Genomic DNA, 21,625 nt, shown 5'->3' on the forward strand with positions numbered 1-21,625 from the left:
TCTGTTGGACTGGCTATTCATTTTTCTTTCTTTGTCATTATTTATAATTGACCTCCAACTCCTTTATACTTCTCTACAAACGAGACGAGCTTTTGAAATACACTTTGCTTTTTTGTTAAGTATTGAGGATTTAATGGACTCATTTTCGGTAAAAGTGCATTGAGCTCTGTTCCGTTTTCGCTGGCATATTCTCGCTTTAAAGAAGCGGTTATATAACGCTTGGCAGCTTCTTCATTTAGATTTTCTTCTCTAATTAATTCTTGTGCTTCTTCTTTTTGCTTATTTTGCGCAAATACAAAAAAGGAATCAATTACAGTCGCTTTGTCTTGAAGTGTGTCGAGGTCTGTTTCGTTGATGAAATCTACAACCAAACTTTCTTTGGCTCTATTGCCCACACTTGCACGTATCACCCTTCGAATTTCATCGATTAAGTCAGTTTTGTTTTTGTTTTTCTTGTTATGCTCAAAAATCAATTCAAGAATGTAATCAAGGTTTATTTCCTGCGATTTCAGCAAGTCAACTTCAAACACAACATCATCCCAGTCGATGGTAGATTTTTCCGGCTCTTTACCGCTTTTCTCTCGTCTTAACCAATCACGAATATCATTGTAAGTAGAGCGATAATCCTGCACTGTCCGTTCTTTGAGCAATTCAATTTGCTGCATAGTTGCAAAGTCCTCATCCGATATGAAATGAGTCTTTTTAAATTCTTCGACAGCTTCTGGATTGTTGATGTCAATCGTTTGTAGTGTTTTGAGATGGTTAAACTCATCGTAGTTTTGGAGTATGTTTTCAATTCTCAAATACTCCCCGAATAATTTTACAAATTCCTTTTTATCTTTCTCTTTTACAATTTCATCAGGATTCGGGAATTTTTCATTTAATTCTTTTACTACTTCAATATAGCCTCTTCTTGCTTCGCCTGTAATAATATCTGTAAAGCCTTCCAGGTATTCTTTGTAACTCTTTTCAAGAATAACATTCTTGGTATTTTTATCGCCAAATAGCGTAATTGCATCTATGGTTGCTTGCTCTAAATCACGGAAGGTTACAATGTTGCCAAAGGTCTTTGTGGCATCATAAATTCGGTTTGTTCTCGAAAAGGCTTGTATCAAACCGTGATAACGCAAATTCTTGTCTACAAATAAAGTATTGAGTGTTGGCGCATCAAAGCCTGTTAAGAACATTCCGACTACAATAATTAAGTCAATCTCTTTGTTCTTTACACGTTTGGCAAGGTCGCGGTAATAATTCTGAAATTCATTGCCATCAACACTATAACTGGTTTTGAACATGGCGTTATAGTCATTGATTGCTTTGGTCAGAAACTCTTTGGCAGTAACATCCATTGCCGAAGGCTCAAAATTCTCGTCTACAATTTCACCTATTGCACTCTATTCCTCGTTTGCTGCAAAAGAAAAGATTGTCGCAATTTTTAAAGGCTTGTCACTGTCTTTTTGCAGTTTGTTTAATTCTTCGTAATAGCATTTAGCTGCATCCACACTGCTTACGGCAAACATGGCATTGAAGCCTCTGTTGTTTCCCTGAGTCCTGTGCGTTTTTATTCTATAATTTTGTAAAATGTATTGGGAAATTTCTTTGATGCGTTCCGGATGAAGCAATGCTTTTTTATTTTCAGCAGCATTCAGTTTTTGCTCATCTTGTTCCGTTTCGATGCTTTTGAACTTAGGACGAACATCATTATAGTCCACTTTAAACTTGAGTACTTTTTCGTCTCTAATCGCATCTGTTATGACATACGAATGCAACTCACGACCAAAAACACTGGCGGTAGTTTCTGCACCTAAAGCATTTTGCGGGAAAATAGGTGTTCCTGTAAAACCAAATTGATAATACTTTTTGAATTTCTTTTTTAAGTTCTTTTGCGCTTCTCCAAACTGCGAACGATGGCATTCATCAAAAATGAAAACAACTTGCTTTTGATAAATCGCCAAATCGCTCTCACTCTTCATCAGGTTATTGAGCTTTTGTATAGTGGTGACAATAATCCTGTTATCGTCTTTTTCTATATTTCGCTTTAAACCTGCTGTACTTTCTGATCCGTTCACACTATCAGGAGAAAAGCGTTGGTATTCTTTCATTGTTTGATAGTCCAAATCTTTACGGTCAACGACAAAGAATACTTTATCTATAAATTCCAATTGCGTAGCCAAACGTGCCGCTTTGAAACTGGTCAATGTTTTACCCGAACCTGTTGTGTGCCAGATGTAGCCGCCACTTTCTGGTTTGGACCAGTTTTTCGCCTGATAGGAACTTTTGATTTTCCATAAGATTCTTTCCGTAGCAGCAATCTGATACGGTCGCATAATTAAAAGTGTATCGCTTGTATCAAAAACCGAATAGGTGAGCAACACGTTAAGCAATACTCTTTTTTCAAAAAATGTAGCCGTAAAATCTTTTAGGTCTTTTATGAGTGTATTGTCAGCCTTTGCCCAATTCATCGTAAAGTCAAAGCTGTTTTTGTCGCGTTTGGTGGTATTGGCAAAGTAACGGGTATCTGTACCGTTTGATATTACAAAAAGCTGAATGTATTTGAATAATGAGTTTTGGCTATTAAAACTTTCTTTGCTGTATCGGTGAACTTGGTTAAAGGCTTCCCGAATAGCCACGCCTCGCTTTTTTAATTCAACCTGAACCAATGGCAAACCATTTACTAAAATGGTTACATCATAGCGATTGGCATGATAACCTTTCTGTTCAAATTGAGAAATGACTTGAACTTTATTTCGGGTAATATTCTTTTTGTCAACTAAATAAATGTTTTGAATATGCCCATCATCAAAGACAAAATCGTGGATATAGTTGTCGTGAATTTTTCTCGTTTTCTCCACCAGGTTATCGCTTGGTTTGTCCAGATATTCTTCCACAAAACGAGCCCATTCGCCATCTGAAAATTCCATATTGTTAAGCGATTGCAATTGCAATCTAACATTTGCCAGCATTGCTTCTTGCGTATTCAGGTTTGTCAGATATTCATACCCTTGGTGGATGAGGTCTTGAATAAATTCCTTTTCCAGCGCAGCCTCTGTTTGATAAGCTGCAGGAGCTTCATTCACCTCAGAATACTTGGTGAATTTATCCAACACAATGAAATTGTTGGTTTCTGCGATTGATTTATAGGTCATCTGTGTTTTTATTTTAAGGTGTCATTATCCCAATTCTGGGGATTTTTTAAAATATATTGTGCAATGCGATTATATTCATTTTCATTTCGGATGATGTGTTCCCAATAATTGCGTTGCCACAATTTTCCATCAAACGGTTTCCAACCCAACGTTTTGACCCCACGAATATATTCGTTGGTGGTCATTGTTTTAAACCATTGTACCACCCGATGTAGGGGCGAACCTATGTGTTCGCCCAAAATATTTGTTTCGTGTTCGCCCAAAATATTGTTTCCGTGTTCGCCTAAAATATTTGTTTCCTGTTCGCCCAAAATATTGGTATCGGCGATATTGGTATCGGGGCAGACACGTAGGTCTGCCCCTACGGTGTGTCCGACGTTTTCGATGATGCAATGGAAATGGTTGGGCATGATAATCATTTCATGACAACGAATATCCGCAAATTTATTTTCCAATTCATAATACCATTTTTGAACCATTTTTCCGGCATCATTCAATATCATTTCGGGCTGGGGTGTGGTATTGGGCGAACACGTAGGTTCGCCCCGACGGATTGTACCCAATAAACATTCACGATTTTGTACACAGATGGTTATGAAATACAATCCTGCCTGTGTGTAATCATATCCTTTTAATCGGATGGATTTACGATGATGTATATTAGGGTTATAGGACATAACGGCAATTAATTTTTTGGAAACGTCAACAACAAATCCCGATAATATTCATACTGCTTTTGCCTCAATTCAATCTCCCTCGGCAAACCTTCGCTGATAGACGTGGTCAATGTATCGAATTTATCGAGTATGGAAGCGATATGTTTTTGCTCATCAACTGAAGGAATTGGAACTGGAAATTTTAAAAACATTGGCTTCCTCATAGAAGTAACCGATGAACTTACAGATGTTTTTACGATGTAATCATAAAACTTTGCTATGAGATAATGGTAAACATATCGAGAACAAACTGAATTGTTAGGAACAATTCTATATGCTCTTTGATGTAAAGCATATTTCCCAGTTGCCCAATGAAACACTTTTCCTACACCAACTCCATCACCAGCTGTAATTATTGCCGTTTCATCAAAATCGAATGAGTTGAGTTTTAAAGGTGATATTCCTCTAGCATAAAAAGTATAAATTCCATCCTCTACAGCATCTTGTGTATTATGGCTACCTGTACCGATTTCAGCAATCTCCCCCAACGTCTTCCACTCTACTTTGCCCTCATCAAAACTCAACAACTTCTCCCGATAATAATTATACTGTTTTTTACGAGCTGTAAGCTCTGCTGTAAGCTCTGCTGTAAGCTCTGCTGTAAGCTCTGTAAATTTATCAAGAATACGAACAATTTCTTTTTGAACAGAGAGCGACGGGATGGGGATTTCTTTTATTGAATAACTACTAATCCATTGTCTTTTGTGGTCCCCTTCTACTAAACCGCTTGGTAAAGTATTAAGCCAATAATAAATGTATTTTAATAATACTTTGGATTCATCCTTTGAAGTAATCAACTTCATTGCAGATGATTTTATTTTAAAATTAAAATCAACCCACTTGTTAGCTGTTGTAAAATCATCAAATATTATTACAGGACTTTCAGAAGCCTGGTAAATTCCATCAGTCTCATCTGTATAACCAAGAATAAAACTTTTTCCCGCTGTTAAAACGGGCGTTTTAAATTTATCGCTATAATTATTTGACTTTACAATATACCTAGTTGGTTGTTCATAATCTGTAACCTCTTCCAACGTCTTCCACTCTACTTCCACGCCTTGTAGTAATTTATCTAAATAACTCATGCTTCAATCTCTTTAATAATGTTATCAATATCAGCACGCAGTGCATTTATTTTAGCCACTGTTTTGGCTATTTCATTATTCAATTCTTCAATATCTACTTTTTCCCTAGTGTCTTTGGCTTCTACATAAGAGCTCACCGAAAGATTGTAATCGTTCTCCGCAATTTTGGTGTTGTCGATAGAAACCGCTACGTGTGCCACATCTTCTTTCTTATCGAAGATTTGCATAATGCGTTCAATATGTTGGTCTTCCAGCACATTGTTGTTGGTGGCTTTCTTGAAGAAATCTTCACCCGTAGCATCGATAAATTGTGTCTTTGTGTCGGTTTTGTTCTTGGATAATACCAAAATATTTACCGCTATAGAAGTGCCATAGAATAAGTTGGGAGCAAGGGAGATAACGGTTTCTACAAAGTTGTTATCTACTAAATATTTCCTGATTTTCTGTTCTGCACCGCCACGATAAAAAATACCAGGGAAACATACAATTGCAGCTCTGCCTTTACTGGATAGATAACTTAATGCGTGAAGCACAAAAGCAAAATCTGCTTTTGATTTGGGTGCCAACACACCTGCAGGAGCAAACCTGTCGTCATTAATCAAAGTGGGGTCATCACTACCAATCCATTTGATAGAATAGGGCGGATTGGAAACGATAGCATCAAAAGGTTTTTCATCGCCATAATGAGGGTCAATGAGTGTATTTCCAAGTGCAATATTAAACTTGTCGTAGTTGATGTTGTGCAAAAACATATTCATACGAGCCAAGTTGTAGGTGGTGTGGTTTACTTCCTGGCCGTAAAAACCTTCTTCAATAATATGATTGTCGAAATGCTTCTTAGCTTGCAACAACAAAGAACCCGAGCCACAAGCAGGGTCGTAAATCTTGTTTACAGAAGTTTGCTTGTGCATCGCCAATTGTGCAATGAGTTTGGATACGTTTTGAGGTGTAAAAAACTCACCGCCCGATTTACCTGCATTGGCTGCATAATTGGAAATCAAAAACTCATATGCATCACCAAACAAATCAATTTGATTATCTTCAAAATTGCCAAAATCAAGTTCTTCAATTCCTTTCAATACTTTAGCCAAAGTACTATTCTTGCTTTCAACGGTATTCCCTAATCGTGTGCTTGTTGTGTCGAAGTCGGCAAACAAACCCTTAATGTCTGGTTCTGATGGATAACCATTGGCAGAACTTTCAATGGCATCAAAAATGTCTTTTAACTCTGTATTCAGATTAGGGTTGGTGTTAGCTGTTTTGGCAACATTTACAAAAAGTTGGCTTGGATAAATGAAGTAGCCTTTTGTTTTAATCGCATCATCTTTTATTTCGGGGGTAATCACCTCATCCGAAAGGCTTGCGTAATCGATGCTTTCATCTCCACCTTGCATATAATGTGCAAAGTTTTCACTAATAAAGCGATAGAACAGCGTACCTAAGACAAACTGTTTAAAATCCCATCCATCTACCGAGCCACGAACTTCGTTGGCTATTTTCCATATTTTATTTTGTAATTCTTGTCGTTGAATTATGCTTGTCATTTTTCCTCTTTTAATAATTCTTGTGGTTTCACTCCTAGTATTTTAGCAATTTCAAAAAGTACTTCCAGTCTTGGTTGTTGTCGGTTTTGCACATAGCCATTGACCATGTTGTAGCTTTTTCCAAGTCTTTCAGCCAACCAAGTTTGCTTAATACCCTTTTCTTCCAGTATTTCTTTTATTCTGTTCATGTCGACAATAATTCAGGGAGCTAAAATAGCTTTTATATTTTGATTATATCGTTTTTCAAGATAAAAAGTGTTTGATAAATTGTCGCCCTGTCTGTCGGTGCGTTGGCAAAAAATGGCTCTTTTGGTTTTACTCACGGATTATATGTTTTTATGGTGTTCGTGAATGCTTCGCATTTGAGAAGGGTCGGCTTATGTGTCGGGCAAAACCAAATGTGCCATTTGTGGGTCGGGTTTTTAGCATGTGCCCTAACGTTTTGGGGCTTTGCGTAGTGGCGGATTTAAACCACATACCTTGACACGAAGCACACAGCTCAAATGTAGCACAAATGTTTATACGAAGCACGTCAGCCGCCATTACGCAAAACCGCTGTTATCGGCTGCCCTTATTTCGTTCATCCTTTGTTTTTCTGTTGTGTCGGGTGTTGTCGGTGCAAAAGAGTTACCCAATAGCGTGGGCTTTGGTTGTCTTTATCCGTTTGTGTAGCTGATAAGTCAAGTTCAGAAAGATGTTGTTTTCGTGTAGTTTGGTTGTGCTTGTCATAGGCAGTCGGGTAAGGTGAATATAACCTATGTCAAATTTCAGGTTGGGTAAAACTTTGTATTCAAGGTTAAGCCCAATTCTGTCGTGGTCAAAAACGTGTTCAATGGGTGTTCCTGCTACGTTGAAAAAAAGTTCGTCAAACACCGTCAGTTTGATATGTTCCGTGAACTCATACCGCACACCAAAACGTGTCCTTAACCGTGTAATATCGGATTGCGAATTGCTGAAAATGCGATACTCCAACGCATTTCGGTCTATAACGTATAATTTTTTGAAAATTTCGTGCTGTAATTCTACTGCTGCCGAAAAACGGATTTCGTTGTTTGGCGTTACCGTTTCGTCTGTTTTGTTTTGAATAATCCTGTAATGGGAAAAATAAGCGAATGGCGAAAAGGAAAATTTTATATCTTCCTTATGCTGATAATGTACCCAACTTCTAAGCGTGAACATCAGGTTTTTATCAAACATATTCTTATTCTCAAAACCGTTTTGCCGTCTGTGCTGAAATTCCGTATCAATCTTAAATTTCTTGCCGACAGGAACGCTCAAAGTGCCACGAAACCAAGCATTGTAATGTTGTTGTGCCTGTAAAGTTTGGGCAATAGAAATCCATATCGCTGTTATCAGCAATTTTTTAAACCAATCCATAAACGTATTTTAGTGAGGAAGTTTTTCCCTTAAATATCCATAAACCCAAGTCCCTGCAATGGCACTCAAAAGCGTAACGGCAATAACGGTTGCACCTGTTCCGATTTGTGCAAACAACGGACCGGGGCAAGCTCCCGTAAGTGCCCAGCCGAAGCCGAATATCAAACCACCAATGATCTGACCTTTGTTGAAAGTTTTGGGTGCTATTTTAATCGGCTCGCCATAAATGGTTTTGATGTTGAATTTCTTAATCAGCCAAACGGAAATTATTCCTACCACTACGGCACTTCCGATAATACCATACATATGAAACGACTGCAATCGGAACATTTCCTGTATGCGAAACCAACTAATTACTTCGGCTTTTACGAACACGATACCGAATAAAATTCCTACGATTAAGTATTTCAAATTGTGATACCACCTGTGTTCCAAACGACTTTCATTTACGCACATTGCATCTAACTCACGAAGCTGTAAATCTTTTTCTATGTCTGTATTTTGTTGCATTTCTGTTTTAGTTAAAGTGAAAGAATGATTGGTAAAATAAGATTAGCCATAATGAAACCACCAATCATAAAACTAATAGTTGCAATCAATGACGGAAGTTGTAAGTTGGACAATCCCATAATGGCGTGTCCGCTTGTGCAACCACCTGCGTAGCGTGTGCCGAAACCCACTAAAAAACCACCGACAACCATTAGCAAAAAACCTTTTAGCGTAAACAATGATTGCCAGTTTATGATGTCTTCGGGAACAAGGTTGTTGAAATTTGTAATGCCGTAACCAGCTAACTCTGTTGCTAATTTTGGATTGACTTCAATTGGATTAGGATTGGATAACAGGTTAATAGCTATTGCTCCACCTAAAAAAATGCCAAACACAAAAAACAAATTCCACACTTCTTTTTTCCAATCGTATTTGAAAAACGGAATGTTGGCAGGCATACACGAAGCACAAATGTGGCGTAGCGATGAACTGATACCAAATGATTTGTTACCAATAATTAAAAGTGCAGGAACGGTTAAACCGATTAACGGTCCCGCTATATACCAAGGCCAGGGTTGTTTTAAAAATTCTATCATTTTTATTTTACTTGTTTTCGTTAATCAATTTTTCTAACTCGTTTGCAGGAACCACTCCCGATTGTCGCCAAAGCGGTTTGCCGTTTTTGAACAAAATAAGTGTAGGAACGCCACGTACCTGATAAGTTGCAGCCGCTTGCGGATTCTTGTCCACATCAATTTTGATGATGCTTGCATTTTCGCCAACACGTTTTTTTTACATCGTCCAAAATGGGCGACATCATTTTACACGGACCGCACCAAGTCGCAAAAAAATCCACCAATACAGGTTTGTCCTGATTTATTATTTCCTGAAATGTCATACTGTTTTGTTTTTATTTTTTTTAAATATCGAAAAGAGAAGTCCGCCCATTGCTGCTCCGTAAATAGTACTGTTGTATGGATTGGACGTAATGGCACAACTCCCTGAATTGCAACCGACAAATTTCCAATAGAGAAATCCCGCCAAAGCTCCGAGCGGAACTCCGATAATCGTTAGTATATTTTTCTTTAGGAAGATTTTCATTTTATTAGTTTTCTTTTAGTTTTATTTTCCACATTCCCCTTAAATCTCCCATTTGGTAGCCGACAGCTTTGTCGTTGGGATATTTTTGGTTAATGATTTTTTGTGTGCTTTCGGATATGTCGTTTTTACCTCCATGGCATTTTATGCAAGTGGGCATTGCTATTAAAATCGGTTTGTAATAATACACTTCCCCGTTTTTGTCCTGCTTCGTAAAATCTGTTTTTTCAGATTTCATTTTCTCCCAAGCTATACTGTCCATTTGCGTTTGAATGGCATTATCGGGATTTCGGTTTTTATCGCTTAACCGTTGAATATAAACTTTAAGATGGTCAGCGATACTATCCGTGAGCGGCATTGCCTGAATGTTGCAAAATTCAACGGCATAGTCTGTTCCGCCTTTTTGTATGGCTTCGCCTACGTTTTGCAGCAACACATTTTGTATCTCTATAGAAATGCTGTCGCCCAAAAGCATCAATGCCGCTTTTTCTTCTTCGGATATAGTTTGCTGCTTAGGGTTAGTGCAAGCCGAAAGTGCTGTTATTATCAATAAAAAAGCGATACTTTTCCACATAAATTCTTTATTTTATCTCCTCATAGGTTATATCTTCTATTTTCTTACTGCTTTTTGAAACAGGCGTGTTGCAACCCGAAGCACCACAACAACCGATATTCAGCAATGGCATTAAAGAAAATAATCCACCTAATGCAACAAACAACCATTCTTTTGCCTGAACGCCCTGCACGATAATAATAATGCCTAATGCCAATCGCAGCACACGCATAAAGTTCCAAGTTTTTAAATACGCTTTCATTGCATTTACTTTTTGATTAGGTTAATAAATACTTCTGATTTTGCTCTTGGTGGAATACTGTTGTAACATTCGTTCATTGCTTTAATGACAAAATGCGGTTCAAAAATGGGCTTGTATTCGCAAGGGCAACCGCCAAACGGAGGAAATGGATTATCAAAAGTTCTGTCAAACAACACACCGATTATTTTACCATTAAAGTTGAGAGTTGAAAGTTGAAAGTTGAAAGTTGAAAATTGAGCGTTGAAATTGTAATCACTTTTAATTCTCCGCTTTCAATTTTCCACTATTAGGACATACGAAGTTGGTTTTAGGAACATTGGTTTTGGCAATGGCATTGAAACCGCCTTCTACTTCGGTAAAGTTTCTGTAACCTCTTGCCTGTAAAATGCTCGCTGCAATCATACTGCGGTAGCCTCCGGCACAATGCAGATAGAAATGTTCCTTCGGATCGATGTCTCTCATCCAATCGTTGATATAGGCCAATGGCCTGCTAAAGGCTTCTTCGATGTGTTCAGCTTCATATTCGCTTTCTTTACGAACATCTATTATTTTGCTTTCACCTATTTTTACTTCCGATGCAAATTGTTCCGGTGTAATGCGGTTTACGGTGTCGGTTTCTTTTCCTGCGTTTTTCCAAGTTGTAAAACCTCCTTTTAAGTATCCTAACACATGATCAAAGCCTACTCGACTCAAACGTGTTACCGCTTCTTCCTCCGTTCCGGGTTCTGAAACCAGCAGTATTGGTTGTGCTACATTTACAATCATAGCACCCACCCAAGGAGCAAAGTCACCATTCAATCCGATATTGATAGCTTGTGGAATAAATCCCTTTGCAAATTCCTTGTCACTTCGGGTGTCTAGAATCAATGCACCTGCACTTTCGGCCGCGGATTCAAATTCTTCCACTGATAGTGCCTTCAAGCCCTGTTTCAAAACTTCATCAAAACTGTCGTAACCTTTTTTGTTCATTGCTACGTTCATACCGAAGTAGGCAGGTGGCGGAAGTAAACCGTCTGTTACGGCTTTGATAAATGCCTCTTTGCTCGGCTGATTTAAAGCATAGTTCATTTTCTTTTGATTGCCCAATGTATCAACTGTTTCTTTCATCATATTTTTTCCGCAAGCCGAACCCGCACCGTGTGCAGGATAAACGGTTACGTCATCGGGCAAGGGTAAAATTTTGTTGTATAAACTTTCGTAAAGCAGTCCTGCTAATTCTTCCTGTGTCATATTGGCTGCCTTTTGTGCTAAGTCGGGTCTGCCAACATCACCCAAAAACAAGGTATCCCCGCTGAACAATGCTGTTTCTTTACCGTTTTCGTCAATCAATAAATAGCAAGAACTTTCCATTGTGTGACCAGGCGTATGCAATACTTTAATTTTTACATTTCCGATTTCAAACACTTGGTTATCTTCTGCAACAATCGCTTCAAATTCGGGTTGAGCCGTAGGACCGTAAACAATAGGTGCATTTGTTTTTTTACTCAAATCAATATGTCCCGAAACAAAATCTGCATGAAAATGTGTTTCAAAAATGTATTTGAGTTTCACACCGTCTTTTTCCAAACGGTCAATGTAAGGTTGCGTTTCACGTAATGGGTCAATAATGGCTGCTTCGCCATTAGACGTGATGTAATATGCACCTTGTGCCAAACACCCTGTATAAATTTGTTCTACTTTCATAATAATTGAGAATTGAAAATTGAAAATGGCTTTTTCTTTTGGCAAATTTCCGATGATAAATTTATCTGTACAGCTACTTTTGTTACAGAACAGTTGAAAATTGTATAACTCTCCACTTTCCACTCTCAACTCAACAAAGTTTCTTTGATGATGATGTAAATGCCCACTACCAACACAAACCAACCAAATGCAGGTTTGAGTTTTGAGCCGTCAATTTTTTTAGAAAGTGCCATTCCGATAATAATTCCGACAATGGCAAAGGCGGTAACATTTGCAAGGAAAATATAATCAATAGCGGTTTCGCTACTTTCGCCAAAGAAACCAATCAATGATTTTGCGGCAATGATTACTAACGAAGTTCCAACCGCTTCTTTCATTGGCAATTTGCTCAACAGCACCAATGCCGGAATAATCAAAAAGCCGCCACCTGCACCTACAAGCCCTGTCAAAATTCCTACAACTGTTCCCTCAACAAGAATTAGCGGATAATTGAATTTCTGTTTTTGTGGTTCTTCATCGCAACATTTTTTATCCTTTTTAATCATACTGTAAGAAGCGAAAATCATTAGTACGGCAAAAAGCAACATCAGTAAAATACTTTTGGTGACGGTAAAATTTCCGATACTAAAAATTTCTTGTGGAATGGCAGGAACGATAAAAGCCCTTGTAAGAAAAACGGCTGCAATGGACGGAATACCGAACACAACAGCCGTTTTGATATTAACCAAACCTTTTTTGAAGTATGAAAATGAACCTATAACACTTGTCGTTCCGACAATAAAAAGAGAATAGGCGGTTGCTAAAACTGCGTCCACACTAAACAGATAAACCAAAACAGGAACGGTAAGAATACTGCCACCGCCACCGATTAGTCCTAATGCAACACCTATAAAAATTGATGCTAAATAACCCATATACAATTGAAAATTGAGAGTTGAAAATTGAAAATTTTTGAACTCTGCAAAATTCTGATAGTGGATTTTCTTTTACAGCTACTTTTGTTACATAATAATGGAAAGTGGAAAGTGGAAAGTGGAAAGTGGAAAGTGGAAAATCGAGAATCGAAAAATTGTATCTCTTTCAGTTTCTCAAATCTTATTCAGTTTTTGTTTCGTAGTTTTTACTATCGATGCTAACATTTTTACAAGTTCTTCTGCGTCATTATGTATAGATTGAAATTCTTGTTGCGAAAGATAGTCAGTTTCTTTCATTAAAATAATCCAGTATAGCGTTTCGTTAGCTTCCTTTAGCGATATGTTCATTTTATTAAGAAAATCGGATTTAGACTGTGCGTGTTCAGCTTCTCTGACTAAAGCCCCGATTGCTGTTCCACTTCTCAAAAATTGCTTAGACAATACAAACTCTCTTTTTTGTTCCGATAGGTATTGATACAATTTTACTACCCTGATGGCAAACTTCAAACTCTTTTCAGCTATTCCATTTTCCATAAAAATTAATTTTTAACTTATCACTTTCAATTTTCAACTAAAACAATTTTGTTTCTACCCAACTTAACTTTTCCGATTTCTTCCAATTGTTTTAACAATCGCGAAACCACAACACGGGCAGTCCCTAACTCGTTGGCCAATTGTTCGTGGGTGATATTCAAGGTGTGGTTTCCTGTGAGCTCAACTTTTTTGTGGAGTAAGTCCAACATTCTTTCATCTACTTTTTTAAAAGCAATAGCGTTTACAACTTCCAATAATTCTTCAAAACGTTTGTGATACAAACGGAAAATGTAATCTAACCATTGCGGATATTCTTTGATAAACAACGATACTTTTTCAAGGGGTAAAAAAAGTATTTCAGCATCGTCTTCAACTTCCGCTTTTACTTTACTTGTTTCGTTGTGCAAACCGCCCAAAAACGACATAATGCAACTTTCGCCCGTCTTGATGTAATACAACAAAATTTCTCTTCCGTCTTCTTCTGTTCGGATAACTTTCAAAGTTCCTTTGGTAACAATAGGAATAGAACGAATGTGTGCATTTTCGTTTAGAATAATGTCGCCTGCTTTATAGGTTTTTTGTATGCTGTATTGTTGTAGTTTTGCTACTAATTCGGGTGATGTCTTAAACTCTGTTATCTGTTGTAATTCTTCCATTTTGCAAAGTTACAATTTTGTTTGGGTGGTGGGTGGGCTTGGTTGGGGCAAAATTAAATGTGGTGTTTTTGTGTCGGCTTGTGTGGTGGCAAACACATCTTTTAATTTTGCGAAGCGTTGGCAATTTTTCTGTTTGATGTCTGTCCGTTGATGTCTGCACGGTGGTCTGGTAGGGTTGCCGATAACGTTTTCGGGCTTGGCGAAGGAGCGGATTAGAAAGCCTAAACTTTCAATTTAGCACTAATGTGAGCAAAACCATTTTTTCTATTTGCTAATTTACATTTTAAAAGCAAATAAAAAATGGTTTTGTGGTTAAATGTACAAACTTTGAATTTAGCACTTAACCCGCTCTTTTGCAAAACCCTTGTTAGTGGCTGTGGCTATTAGTCATTCACTATAATTTAGTTTTAAGTAACAAAACATTTAATGGTGAAAAGCCGTTTATTAGGCAATCTTAACATAATCCAATCAAAATAACTGTACCTTTGCAAGGATGACGAAAAAGGAAAGCCATATCAAAAAAATCAGACACATAGTATTGATGTGGTTTGTTCTGTTTTCGTTAAGTCCTTGTACTGTCAAGGAGGCATTGTCTCAAGTAGTTAATATGGATTATGTCAAACCGCTCAACAAGTCAAAGACAATTGCTCCGACAACCAGCTGTTCGTATTCGCAAAATGATAACCAGCAAATTTCGGTTGTAAAAAAAGCGAAAATTAATAAAGAAATTGAGCCTGTTCAGGTTGTCAACAATTTGTGTTTTACGGTACTTTCTTCCAAAATTTACAACGATTACTCAAAAACATCTTCGGGTAACAGTCCTCCAAAATATATTTTATACAAACGGCTGAAAATTGATATAGCGTAATTTTTCTTTCGCATTATCATATCATTTTCACGTTTAATTAAAATATAAAAATCAATGAAACAACATATTGACAGTGCAGTCGGCAAGGCTGGACTATTTACGCTATCCCTACGTTGGGTAATCGGCTGGACTTATTTTTCCGCTTTTTGGCGAAGGTTGATTATAGACAACAAACTTATTCCCGAAGAAGCGGGCTATATAGGTGAAAAATTCAATCACTTTCTTCCCAATGCTTTGGGCATAAAACCGATTATTGAATATTTGGTTTCCAACCCCGAAGCGTTGCAAATTTCAATGGTTATTTTTACGATTGTAGAGGCCATTGTCGGCTTGTTCATTATTTTTGGGTTATTTACAAGGCTGATGAGCATTGGGGTGTTCTTTTTGGCGATGGGAATTCTTTTGGGTTCTGGTTGGATTGGAACGACTTGTTTGGACGAATGGCAAATAGGTGTGTTGGGTGTGGCAAGTGGCTTTGTCTTGTTCTTAACAGGTAGCGGAGCTTATTCGTTAGACAATTATTTAATGAATAAACCCTATCAGTTTACCAATAAAAAATGGTTTGCTTTTTTAGGTTCGGGCGAGCTTCCAATAAAAAATTTAGCTCCAAAAGTTCTGGTCATGTCGTTGCTTATTTTTGGATTAACTTTGTTTACCAATCAGTATTTTCACGGAGGTGTATTTGGTACGCTTCATAACAAATCGGTAAAGCCCAAAGTTGAAATTTCAAATATTCAGCAAAACGGCTCACAACTTTCTTTTCAACTATTCAGGGTTGAGGGTGCGGATGTTTACGGTTCGTTTTTGATTGGTATACAGATTTTGGACGAAAACAATCAGGTCATAAAGTCCATTGGGCAAGAGGAACTAGCTCAATTTCCGAAAGAAAAAATAAATAATCATTATGTGGCAAAAATCAAACCGGGAAAACATAGCCTGATTTTACCGCTTGGTGCAAAAGCCGATTTGACGATTGACTTAGAAGGAATTACGCTCAAAGAAAATTACGCATTGAAACTGATTGATATCAGCGGAATAGAATGGATTACTGAAATAAAATAACAGATTTGTTAGCATAAAAAAGCTGTCATGATAATGCGACAGCTTTTTTTGTTTTTTGGAATGTCGGTAAAAACTAAATGTGCCTGTTGAATTTCAGGTTTATGGCTGTTGTTGTCGGCGGTGCCATTGCCACTAACGTTTTGGGGCTTGGCGTTCGTGCGGGTTTTCGGAGCGATTCACTGTCCGCCCAACGTAAAGTTTCTTAGGCGCAAAAATACTCAGTTTTAGCCATACAGTCCGCATTACGCTTATACAATGTTGGCAACTGGCTTTTTTCAAAATTCAATAAGATATGTCTGTATAGATTTTAGGAGTGTCCCCTTAAAGCCTTTAAACTTATACACATTACAAAACGCAAATTTTAAATCATCTGATGTAACCACAGTTCCATTTGCAGAAGCTTCGTTTCCATGAGTTATAATGGCGTCTATGACAAGTTCTTTCACATTCCACAACGGGCTATCCAATATTCTTTTTTCAAATTCCTCCTTATTGGTAATCGTATGGTTCCCAACAATTTCCCAATGGATATTGTCTGTGATGTTTTCTATTACAAAGTTGCTATCGCTATTAGCTAAAGCAATGTGAAACTGTTTTAGAAATTCCTTCCTTGGGGCATTACCGCAATCTGCTTCTACTGTGACTTTTACCATAATCTATTTTGTTTTAATTCTTTTTCACAGGTATACAGAAAACTATGGTGAGTATCCCTTCTTTAGGTGGTTCGGGATAAACTTGATAAGGAATTTTATCAATTGGATGATATCCAATTGATAAAATTTCCTCCCCGTAAATCCAATTCCAGGCCATTGGAATCTCTTGAGGTTTCAGCTTAAATTTGGCCACATAATATTTGCCATAAGGTATCGTGGTTTTCCCTATGCTACCGTTTACTTCGGTATCTTCAGGAACAGTAATGCATACACTCATTCGCTGCTTGTCCTCCGGTGTTAACTCGGGGTCATCGTAATGGATGACAATGGATTCAGGATGGTGTTTAAGTAAGCTGTTCTTTCCTGCCCAATCATAGTGTTGGTTAAACAGCTTTTCGTAAATATCTACATTTTGCCTATATGAACCGATATGCTTGATATAAGCGATAGTTTTTTCAGGTAATGATCGAATGTTTGCTTCAACTAACTGTTCCATATCTCTATAAATTTTAAGTTCGGAACAAAAGTATTTGGCTTTGAAAGAAGAAGTTTGATGAATATTGCTCTGTTGTATTTTTTGTTTTTTAAATGCGGTGGGTGAGATGTTGAAGTGCAAAGTAAACTGGCGTGAAAAAACAGCTAAATCGTTAAAACCGCATTCGAATGCAATTTCAGTAATCTTAGCTTTTGGCTTTAGTCGCAATAGATAATTTGCGCGCTCTAATCTGATTCTTTGAATAAATTTAAAAGGTGTTTCGCCTACCAAGGCACTAAATATTCTTGAAAAATGAAATTTTGAGAAATGGGATAGCTTGGTCAAGTCGTCAAGGTTTAGTTGAGCATCAATGTTTTCGTCTATATAATCAAAAACTTTATTGAGCCGTTCTAAATAATGGATTTTATTTTTTTCATTAGGATTCATTTTAGTTTAGCTTGTTGCCAACGGTTTGGCGCTTGGCGCAGTGGCGAATTTCGGAGCACAAAACTGTCAATACACCACAAAAGTTGATGCGAGGTATAATGTTCAATTAACCACGTCACCCGCCATTGAGCCAAACGTCTGTTATAGCCAGTGGTTTTTGTCATTCTTCGTTTGTCGGTATATGTTTTTCTCTACAATAGTTTTCAACTTCTGTGTCGTTGGCAAAATAACTATCACAAAATTCGTCAAGTTCTTTTTCTGCTCCTGAAACGTATTTTTCGCTTGCAGTCATTAGTTTTTCTGTCTGTTCTATGAATTTTTCAAATTCCTTGTTCATTTTACAAAGTTTGTCAATCGTTTTAAAGTCCAAATCTCTGTAAACTGCTGGAAATAACACTTTACTCTGATAAGGATTTGCGTTTAATTCGATAATTCCAATTCCGAATGATTGATTAAGTCTTGCCATTTCTTCATTCAAGCTATCGCTGAACTCAAAAGCAACTAAATAACCATAATTTGCCCAACTTGAATTAGAAACTGCTTGAAAAAAAGCCTTTTTTAGTTCGCTGTCGCTATTGATTTCTCTTTTTAGTTCGTATGAACTCAATTTGAAAGTATCAACTCGATTTATAGATTTTAAAAAATTTTGACTGGCTTTTGTCTGTAAGTTCAAGAATTTAATACCAACCATATCTGGATGTGTCCAAATTTGGTTGTTGTCCTTTCCGTTAGATTGTTCGTGGAAAATTGTCTTTGAGTAAGTGCCTGAATTTTTTAGGTAACTGCTTAAAAGTTTATGTAAGTCTCTTTCTTCAAATGTCTTTGTTTTAGTTGCCTTGGTGATTTTTGTAGTCTTTGTTTCCGTTTCACCGCTCAAAATGTCTATGCCGATATTTTGCTCGTTTTTTGTCAGGTAGTAAGCATAAGTTCCACCTTCTTGTTTTATTCTTTTTACTCTTGTGTCACCGTTGCGAATAAAGTCACCAAGCAAAGCCGAAATTGTCGAAGCAGGTGTTTTAGCTGTCCCAAAGTCGTAATAGTTGTTTTTTACGATATGGTTGTAAACGTCCATATAAGTTGTCAGGTCGTTAATCTCGTCAAGGCTTTTTAAAATCGCTTCTTTTATTGTCATTGTCTGTTTGTTTTTCTTTTACGGTTCGGTCGTCCTACCATTGGCTATAACGTTTAGTATATGAAAAGTAGGCGATTTCGAAGCACTAAACTTTTAGTTAAACACAAAGTTTGATACAAGCCAAAAACCTTGATTTTACTACTGTTTCGCCTATTTTTTATATACATTGTTAGCGGTTCGTTGTTTTTTCATCCAAACTGGTTCATAAATCCATTCAAAATTCCGCTCAATTTTTCGGGTCTGCTCATCATCGGCAAATGTCCGCTGTCGATGGTTTCCACTTTTTCTGCTTTTAAATTCTGTATCATCTTATCCTGTATTTCAATTCCACCCGCATCTTTTGACAGCTTTATGTACAAGGTGTTTTCGGGTAAATTGTGATAGGTTATTTTCGTGGTGTATAATGACTTTGCCTCTGGCGTAAATCGGTTTACAACCTCTGAAGTTTGACTTGGCGACAGGTCATTGCAAAGTTGTTTCTCTATTGATTTGTTAGGCGGTTTAGTTCCGAACAAGCTCAAAAGTATAGGTGTTAACAGATTTTTTGGAAATGGCAAACAGGATACGAACGATTTTCCGCTCTCGGGAATTGCCGAACCTATTCCAATAAATCCGATGGTTCTTTCTTTGAAATAGTCCGACAATTTTAGTCCCACACACCCACCAATAGAATGGGTTACAAACACTAATTTGTCCTTGTTCCATTTTTGTATTTGGTCGATTGCGGGTTTTATATATTCGTCAAACTCCAAGTCATAGTTCATTTTTTCTCCGACCTCTCTATTTGGATATTCGATGAATAGTGCCGGAAATTCTATTAATGGCTTTAAGTCTTGCCAAATAAAATTTCCAAGACCCGCCCCATACAGGAAAACTGCACCAAAATCTTTGTCCATTATCTTATGATTTACGGTTTTTATATTTTTCGGGATGTCTTTTTGCGTAGTCCAATGTTAGTTCGATTATCCTGTCAATTTTCTCCTTGCGTTTTTCCTCCGACTTTGCTTTGTTCACCCGCTCAACATATTCACGCTGGCAACTTGGTCTTAATTTGTCCCAATCATTTTTTAATTCCTTGCTCTCCTGTAAAGTCTTTCCAAACTTTCGGGGACTTTTACGCCTTTTTTTGTTTCCATTCGTTCAGATATTTGTTTTTTTACAATGACCACTAACGGTTTGCGGCTTGGCGTAGTGGGGGCTTTTCAGCACAAAACTTCATACGAAGCCGAAAGTTCAAATTTACGAAAAACTGTCATACGAAGAACGTCCGCCCCCATTACGCCAAACCGCTGTGCCTGTTGCACAACTCAAATCAAATATAATTATTTTTTGCAACTTGCTATATGCAAGGACGAAAAGATTTTACACCCAAATTGTTTTACGAGCTGAGCTTAGACTGTTTAGTTCCTCAAGAGGATTTCTATCGAAAAGTAAATCAACATTTAGAGCTACACTTTCTTTATAAAGCTACCGCCCCATACTACGGCAGAGAAGGACAACAGAGCATTGACCCGGTGGTTTTCTTCAAAATATTGCTGGTGGGTTATCTCAACAACATCAATAGCGACAGAGCTTTACTAAGATATTGTGCCGACAGCTTGAGTATTCGTTTGTTTCTGGGGTATGATTTAGATGAAGAGCTGCCTTGGCACAGCACCATCAGCCGTACACGACAGCTTTTTGGCGAAGAAGTCTTTTTGAGTTTGTTTCAAAAAGTACTTTCGTTGTGTGTTCAAAAAGGAATGGTCAGAGGAAAGCGTCAATGTGTCGATAGTGCCTACATCAAAGCTAATGCAAGTATGGACAGCCTGTTGGAGAAAGAAGTAGTTGAAGATGTCAAAGCATACGTGAATGAACTGGAAGAAAACTCAGAGTTCAAAGTAACTACAGAAAGAAAAAAGCTGGTAGAACAGCATCATAACTGGAAGAAAGAAGCCTACAAAAAGATGCCGGGCAATAACAAAAGCGAACGTTTAGATGAAGACGGTAACGAAATCCGTCCCAAGTTTATAAGTAACCACACCCATTACAGTCCTACCGACCCGGATGCGAAAATATCAACCAAACCCGGCAAACCCCGACAACTCAATTATGCAGGACAGTTGGCCGTTGACGATGCCCACCACGTCATTACCGGAGCTTGTGCGAGCACGGCAGGGAGTAAAGACAGCGCTATTTTCTCAGAAATAATGGATCAAACCCTTGACAACCTAAGTCAAAACGAAATAGAAATAGAGGAAGTGCTGGCCGATGCGGGTTACAGCAGCGGAGAAAGTTTACAGTATTGCCAAGATAAAAACATCAATGCCTATATCCCAAACTTCGGACAGTATAAACCCGAACGAGAAGGATTTGTGTTCAACAAAGAAGAAAACCGTTACGAATGTATCAAAGAAGGAGGCAACAAGGCTTTTTTGCCTTTTAAACGCATAATGACCGATAGTAAAGGTTACCAAAAGACAAGCTATAGAAGTAGCGAAAAAGATTGCGGAAAGTGCCCTCTCAGAGCAGAGTGTTGTGGAAAAATCACCAAGTTCAAAAAGATTGAAGACAGTCTTCATAAGCCTTTGTATGACCAAATGCACGAAAAGTTGAACAAAGACAAAAACTACACACGTTTTTTGACCAAACGCCGTAGCAGCACAGTAGAACCTGTCTTGGGTACACTCATCAACCATCACAATATGAAACGAATCAACTCCCGGGGTATGAAACAAGCCCACAAACACGTATTGATGGCTGCCCTGACTTACAATCTCAAAAAATACCTGCGTTTTGTCGTGAAAAAACCAAGTGTTGTAGCCCAAGTTATATCCCTAAAACTAGGGGAAGTGTACTGTTTTCTAAAAACGCATCTTCACGAGCTCAAAAATTCATTTTTAAGCCACTCAAATTTTAGCATTTTGAACTACAACTAAAAAATAAACCTCC

General features: G+C 37.7%; 23 protein-coding genes and 2 pseudogenes. 2 read left to right on the forward strand and 23 right to left on the reverse strand.

Features of this window, described 5'->3' with window-relative positions:
- Nucleotides 1–41 precede the first annotated feature (41 nt).
- From PIECOFPK_RS11155 to PIECOFPK_RS11240, 18 genes and pseudogenes are all read right to left on the reverse strand, one after another.
- Nucleotides 42–1,055, reverse strand: coding sequence for a type I restriction endonuclease subunit R, EcoR124 family (locus PIECOFPK_RS11155; protein WP_409966821.1), 1,014 nt, complete (start codon nt 1,053–1,055; stop codon nt 42–44).
- A pseudogene (locus PIECOFPK_RS11160) lies at nt 1,050–3,146 on the reverse strand (type I restriction endonuclease subunit R); the annotation flags it as partial. The pseudogene PIECOFPK_RS11160 and the gene PIECOFPK_RS11155, both read right to left, overlap by 6 nt.
- Before the next feature lie 8 nt (nt 3,147–3,154).
- Nucleotides 3,155–3,823: a transposase gene (locus PIECOFPK_RS11165; RefSeq protein ID WP_409965895.1), complete on the reverse strand. Its 669-nt coding sequence runs from the start codon at nt 3,821–3,823 to the stop codon at nt 3,155–3,157.
- A gap of 8 nt (nt 3,824–3,831) precedes the next feature.
- Nucleotides 3,832–4,947 (reverse strand): restriction endonuclease subunit S, encoded by a 1,116-nt coding sequence (locus PIECOFPK_RS11170; protein ID WP_409965896.1) that lies wholly within the window; start codon nt 4,945–4,947, stop codon nt 3,832–3,834.
- Nucleotides 4,944–6,491: a type I restriction-modification system subunit M gene (locus PIECOFPK_RS11175; RefSeq protein ID WP_409965897.1), complete on the reverse strand. Its 1,548-nt coding sequence runs from the start codon at nt 6,489–6,491 to the stop codon at nt 4,944–4,946. Before PIECOFPK_RS11175 ends, PIECOFPK_RS11170 begins: the two co-directional genes overlap by 4 nt.
- Complete coding sequence (locus tag PIECOFPK_RS11180; protein WP_409965898.1) at nt 6,488–6,679, reverse strand: helix-turn-helix domain-containing protein; 192 nt, start codon at nt 6,677–6,679, stop codon at nt 6,488–6,490. The genes PIECOFPK_RS11175 and PIECOFPK_RS11180 overlap by 4 nt, the downstream gene beginning before the upstream one ends.
- Before the next feature lie 439 nt (nt 6,680–7,118).
- On the reverse strand, nt 7,119–7,868 hold the full coding sequence (locus PIECOFPK_RS11185) for a DUF2490 domain-containing protein (protein WP_409965899.1): 750 nt from the start codon (nt 7,866–7,868) through the stop codon (nt 7,119–7,121).
- Nucleotides 7,869–7,877: 9 nt separating this feature from the next.
- The gene (locus tag PIECOFPK_RS11190; protein WP_409965900.1) at nt 7,878–8,378 is read right to left on the reverse strand and encodes a DUF6691 family protein; all 501 of its coding nucleotides are present in this window, start codon (nt 8,376–8,378) and stop codon (nt 7,878–7,880) included.
- Nucleotides 8,379–8,389: 11 nt separating this feature from the next.
- Nucleotides 8,390–8,953 (reverse strand): YeeE/YedE family protein, encoded by a 564-nt coding sequence (locus tag PIECOFPK_RS11195; RefSeq protein WP_409965901.1) that lies wholly within the window; start codon nt 8,951–8,953, stop codon nt 8,390–8,392.
- A gap of 7 nt (nt 8,954–8,960) precedes the next feature.
- On the reverse strand, nt 8,961–9,107 hold the full coding sequence (locus PIECOFPK_RS11200; protein WP_409965902.1) for a thioredoxin family protein: 147 nt from the start codon (nt 9,105–9,107) through the stop codon (nt 8,961–8,963).
- 1 nt (nt 9,108) lies between these two features.
- Nucleotides 9,109–9,255: a thioredoxin family protein gene (locus tag PIECOFPK_RS11205; protein ID WP_409965903.1), complete on the reverse strand. Its 147-nt coding sequence runs from the start codon at nt 9,253–9,255 to the stop codon at nt 9,109–9,111.
- The gene (locus PIECOFPK_RS11210) at nt 9,252–9,458 is read right to left on the reverse strand and encodes a DUF6132 family protein (RefSeq protein WP_409965904.1); all 207 of its coding nucleotides are present in this window, start codon (nt 9,456–9,458) and stop codon (nt 9,252–9,254) included. Before PIECOFPK_RS11210 ends, PIECOFPK_RS11205 begins: the two co-directional genes overlap by 4 nt.
- Nucleotides 9,459–9,462: 4 nt before the next feature.
- Nucleotides 9,463–10,029 carry a DUF3365 domain-containing protein gene (locus PIECOFPK_RS11215; protein ID WP_409965905.1) on the reverse strand — a complete coding sequence of 189 codons (567 nt, stop codon included), beginning with the start codon at nt 10,027–10,029 and terminating at the stop codon, nt 9,463–9,465.
- A 7-nt stretch (nt 10,030–10,036) separates the two neighbouring features.
- Nucleotides 10,037–10,270: a hypothetical protein gene (locus PIECOFPK_RS11220; protein ID WP_409965906.1), complete on the reverse strand. Its 234-nt coding sequence runs from the start codon at nt 10,268–10,270 to the stop codon at nt 10,037–10,039.
- A 258-nt stretch (nt 10,271–10,528) separates the two neighbouring features.
- Nucleotides 10,529–11,953 (reverse strand): MBL fold metallo-hydrolase, encoded by a 1,425-nt coding sequence (locus PIECOFPK_RS11225; RefSeq protein WP_409965907.1) that lies wholly within the window; start codon nt 11,951–11,953, stop codon nt 10,529–10,531.
- Between the two features lie 125 nt (nt 11,954–12,078).
- Nucleotides 12,079–12,867 (reverse strand): sulfite exporter TauE/SafE family protein, encoded by a 789-nt coding sequence (locus tag PIECOFPK_RS11230; protein WP_409965908.1) that lies wholly within the window; start codon nt 12,865–12,867, stop codon nt 12,079–12,081.
- Nucleotides 12,868–13,041: 174 nt separating this feature from the next.
- Nucleotides 13,042–13,401 (reverse strand): four helix bundle protein, encoded by a 360-nt coding sequence (locus tag PIECOFPK_RS11235; RefSeq protein WP_409965909.1) that lies wholly within the window; start codon nt 13,399–13,401, stop codon nt 13,042–13,044.
- 26 nt (nt 13,402–13,427) lie between these two features.
- The gene (locus PIECOFPK_RS11240) at nt 13,428–14,057 is read right to left on the reverse strand and encodes a Crp/Fnr family transcriptional regulator (RefSeq protein WP_409965910.1); all 630 of its coding nucleotides are present in this window, start codon (nt 14,055–14,057) and stop codon (nt 13,428–13,430) included.
- Nucleotides 14,058–14,979: 922 nt separating this feature from the next.
- Between PIECOFPK_RS11240 and PIECOFPK_RS11245 the strand changes: the two genes are divergently transcribed.
- Nucleotides 14,980–15,987: a TQO small subunit DoxD gene (locus tag PIECOFPK_RS11245; RefSeq protein ID WP_409965911.1), complete on the forward strand. Its 1,008-nt coding sequence runs from the start codon at nt 14,980–14,982 to the stop codon at nt 15,985–15,987.
- Between the two features lie 275 nt (nt 15,988–16,262).
- On the opposite strand, the gene PIECOFPK_RS11250 is transcribed toward PIECOFPK_RS11245, so the two are convergent.
- The 5 genes and pseudogenes from PIECOFPK_RS11250 to PIECOFPK_RS11270 all read right to left on the reverse strand — a co-directional run.
- Nucleotides 16,263–16,640 (reverse strand): hypothetical protein, encoded by a 378-nt coding sequence (locus PIECOFPK_RS11250; protein ID WP_039054358.1) that lies wholly within the window; start codon nt 16,638–16,640, stop codon nt 16,263–16,265.
- A 13-nt stretch (nt 16,641–16,653) separates the two neighbouring features.
- Nucleotides 16,654–17,562 carry a GyrI-like domain-containing protein gene (locus tag PIECOFPK_RS11255; protein ID WP_409965912.1) on the reverse strand — a complete coding sequence of 303 codons (909 nt, stop codon included), beginning with the start codon at nt 17,560–17,562 and terminating at the stop codon, nt 16,654–16,656.
- 160 nt (nt 17,563–17,722) lie between these two features.
- A complete protein-coding gene (locus PIECOFPK_RS11260) occupies nt 17,723–18,694 on the reverse strand; it encodes a hypothetical protein (protein WP_330974080.1) in 972 nt (323 codons plus the stop codon).
- Nucleotides 18,695–18,882: 188 nt separating this feature from the next.
- Complete coding sequence (locus tag PIECOFPK_RS11265) at nt 18,883–19,590, reverse strand: alpha/beta hydrolase (protein WP_330974079.1); 708 nt, start codon at nt 19,588–19,590, stop codon at nt 18,883–18,885.
- Between the two features lie 4 nt (nt 19,591–19,594).
- Nucleotides 19,595–19,789 (reverse strand): annotated as a pseudogene (locus PIECOFPK_RS11270) (YdeI/OmpD-associated family protein); the annotation flags it as partial.
- Nucleotides 19,790–20,037: 248 nt separating this feature from the next.
- On the opposite strand from PIECOFPK_RS11270, the gene PIECOFPK_RS11275 reads away from it, so the two are divergent.
- Nucleotides 20,038–21,612: an IS1182 family transposase gene (locus tag PIECOFPK_RS11275; protein WP_409965913.1), complete on the forward strand. Its 1,575-nt coding sequence runs from the start codon at nt 20,038–20,040 to the stop codon at nt 21,610–21,612.
- Nucleotides 21,613–21,625 lie beyond the last annotated feature (13 nt).

It is taken from the genome of Chitinophagaceae bacterium C216 (assembly GCA_028485475.2).
Classification (GTDB): domain Bacteria; phylum Bacteroidota; class Bacteroidia; order Chitinophagales; family Chitinophagaceae; genus Niabella; species Niabella composti.

Coding starts and splice junctions, on each gene's coding strand:
- PIECOFPK_RS11165 (WP_409965895.1), bottom strand. CDS start 3,823: ATGTCCTATAACCCTAATATACATCATCGTAAATCCATCCGATTAAAA.
- PIECOFPK_RS11170 (WP_409965896.1), bottom strand. CDS start 4,947: ATGAGTTATTTAGATAAATTACTACAAGGCGTGGAAGTAGAGTGGAAG.
- PIECOFPK_RS11175 (WP_409965897.1), bottom strand. CDS start 6,491: ATGACAAGCATAATTCAACGACAAGAATTACAAAATAAAATATGGAAA.
- PIECOFPK_RS11180 (WP_409965898.1), bottom strand. CDS start 6,679: ATGAACAGAATAAAAGAAATACTGGAAGAAAAGGGTATTAAGCAAACT.
- PIECOFPK_RS11185 (WP_409965899.1), bottom strand. CDS start 7,868: ATGGATTGGTTTAAAAAATTGCTGATAACAGCGATATGGATTTCTATT.
- PIECOFPK_RS11190 (WP_409965900.1), bottom strand. CDS start 8,378: ATGCAACAAAATACAGACATAGAAAAAGATTTACAGCTTCGTGAGTTA.
- PIECOFPK_RS11195 (WP_409965901.1), bottom strand. CDS start 8,953: ATGATAGAATTTTTAAAACAACCCTGGCCTTGGTATATAGCGGGACCG.
- PIECOFPK_RS11205 (WP_409965903.1), bottom strand. CDS start 9,255: ATGACATTTCAGGAAATAATAAATCAGGACAAACCTGTATTGGTGGAT.
- PIECOFPK_RS11210 (WP_409965904.1), bottom strand. CDS start 9,458: ATGAAAATCTTCCTAAAGAAAAATATACTAACGATTATCGGAGTTCCG.
- PIECOFPK_RS11215 (WP_409965905.1), bottom strand. CDS start 10,029: ATGTGGAAAAGTATCGCTTTTTTATTGATAATAACAGCACTTTCGGCT.
- PIECOFPK_RS11220 (WP_409965906.1), bottom strand. CDS start 10,270: ATGAAAGCGTATTTAAAAACTTGGAACTTTATGCGTGTGCTGCGATTG.
- PIECOFPK_RS11225 (WP_409965907.1), bottom strand. CDS start 11,953: ATGAAAGTAGAACAAATTTATACAGGGTGTTTGGCACAAGGTGCATAT.
- PIECOFPK_RS11230 (WP_409965908.1), bottom strand. CDS start 12,867: ATGGGTTATTTAGCATCAATTTTTATAGGTGTTGCATTAGGACTAATC.
- PIECOFPK_RS11235 (WP_409965909.1), bottom strand. CDS start 13,401: ATGGAAAATGGAATAGCTGAAAAGAGTTTGAAGTTTGCCATCAGGGTA.
- PIECOFPK_RS11240 (WP_409965910.1), bottom strand. CDS start 14,057: ATGGAAGAATTACAACAGATAACAGAGTTTAAGACATCACCCGAATTA.
- PIECOFPK_RS11245 (WP_409965911.1), top strand. CDS start 14,980: ATGAAACAACATATTGACAGTGCAGTCGGCAAGGCTGGACTATTTACG.
- PIECOFPK_RS11250 (WP_039054358.1), bottom strand. CDS start 16,640: ATGGTAAAAGTCACAGTAGAAGCAGATTGCGGTAATGCCCCAAGGAAG.
- PIECOFPK_RS11255 (WP_409965912.1), bottom strand. CDS start 17,562: ATGAATCCTAATGAAAAAAATAAAATCCATTATTTAGAACGGCTCAAT.
- PIECOFPK_RS11260 (WP_330974080.1), bottom strand. CDS start 18,694: ATGACAATAAAAGAAGCGATTTTAAAAAGCCTTGACGAGATTAACGAC.
- PIECOFPK_RS11265 (WP_330974079.1), bottom strand. CDS start 19,590: ATGGACAAAGATTTTGGTGCAGTTTTCCTGTATGGGGCGGGTCTTGGA.
- PIECOFPK_RS11275 (WP_409965913.1), top strand. CDS start 20,038: ATGCAAGGACGAAAAGATTTTACACCCAAATTGTTTTACGAGCTGAGC.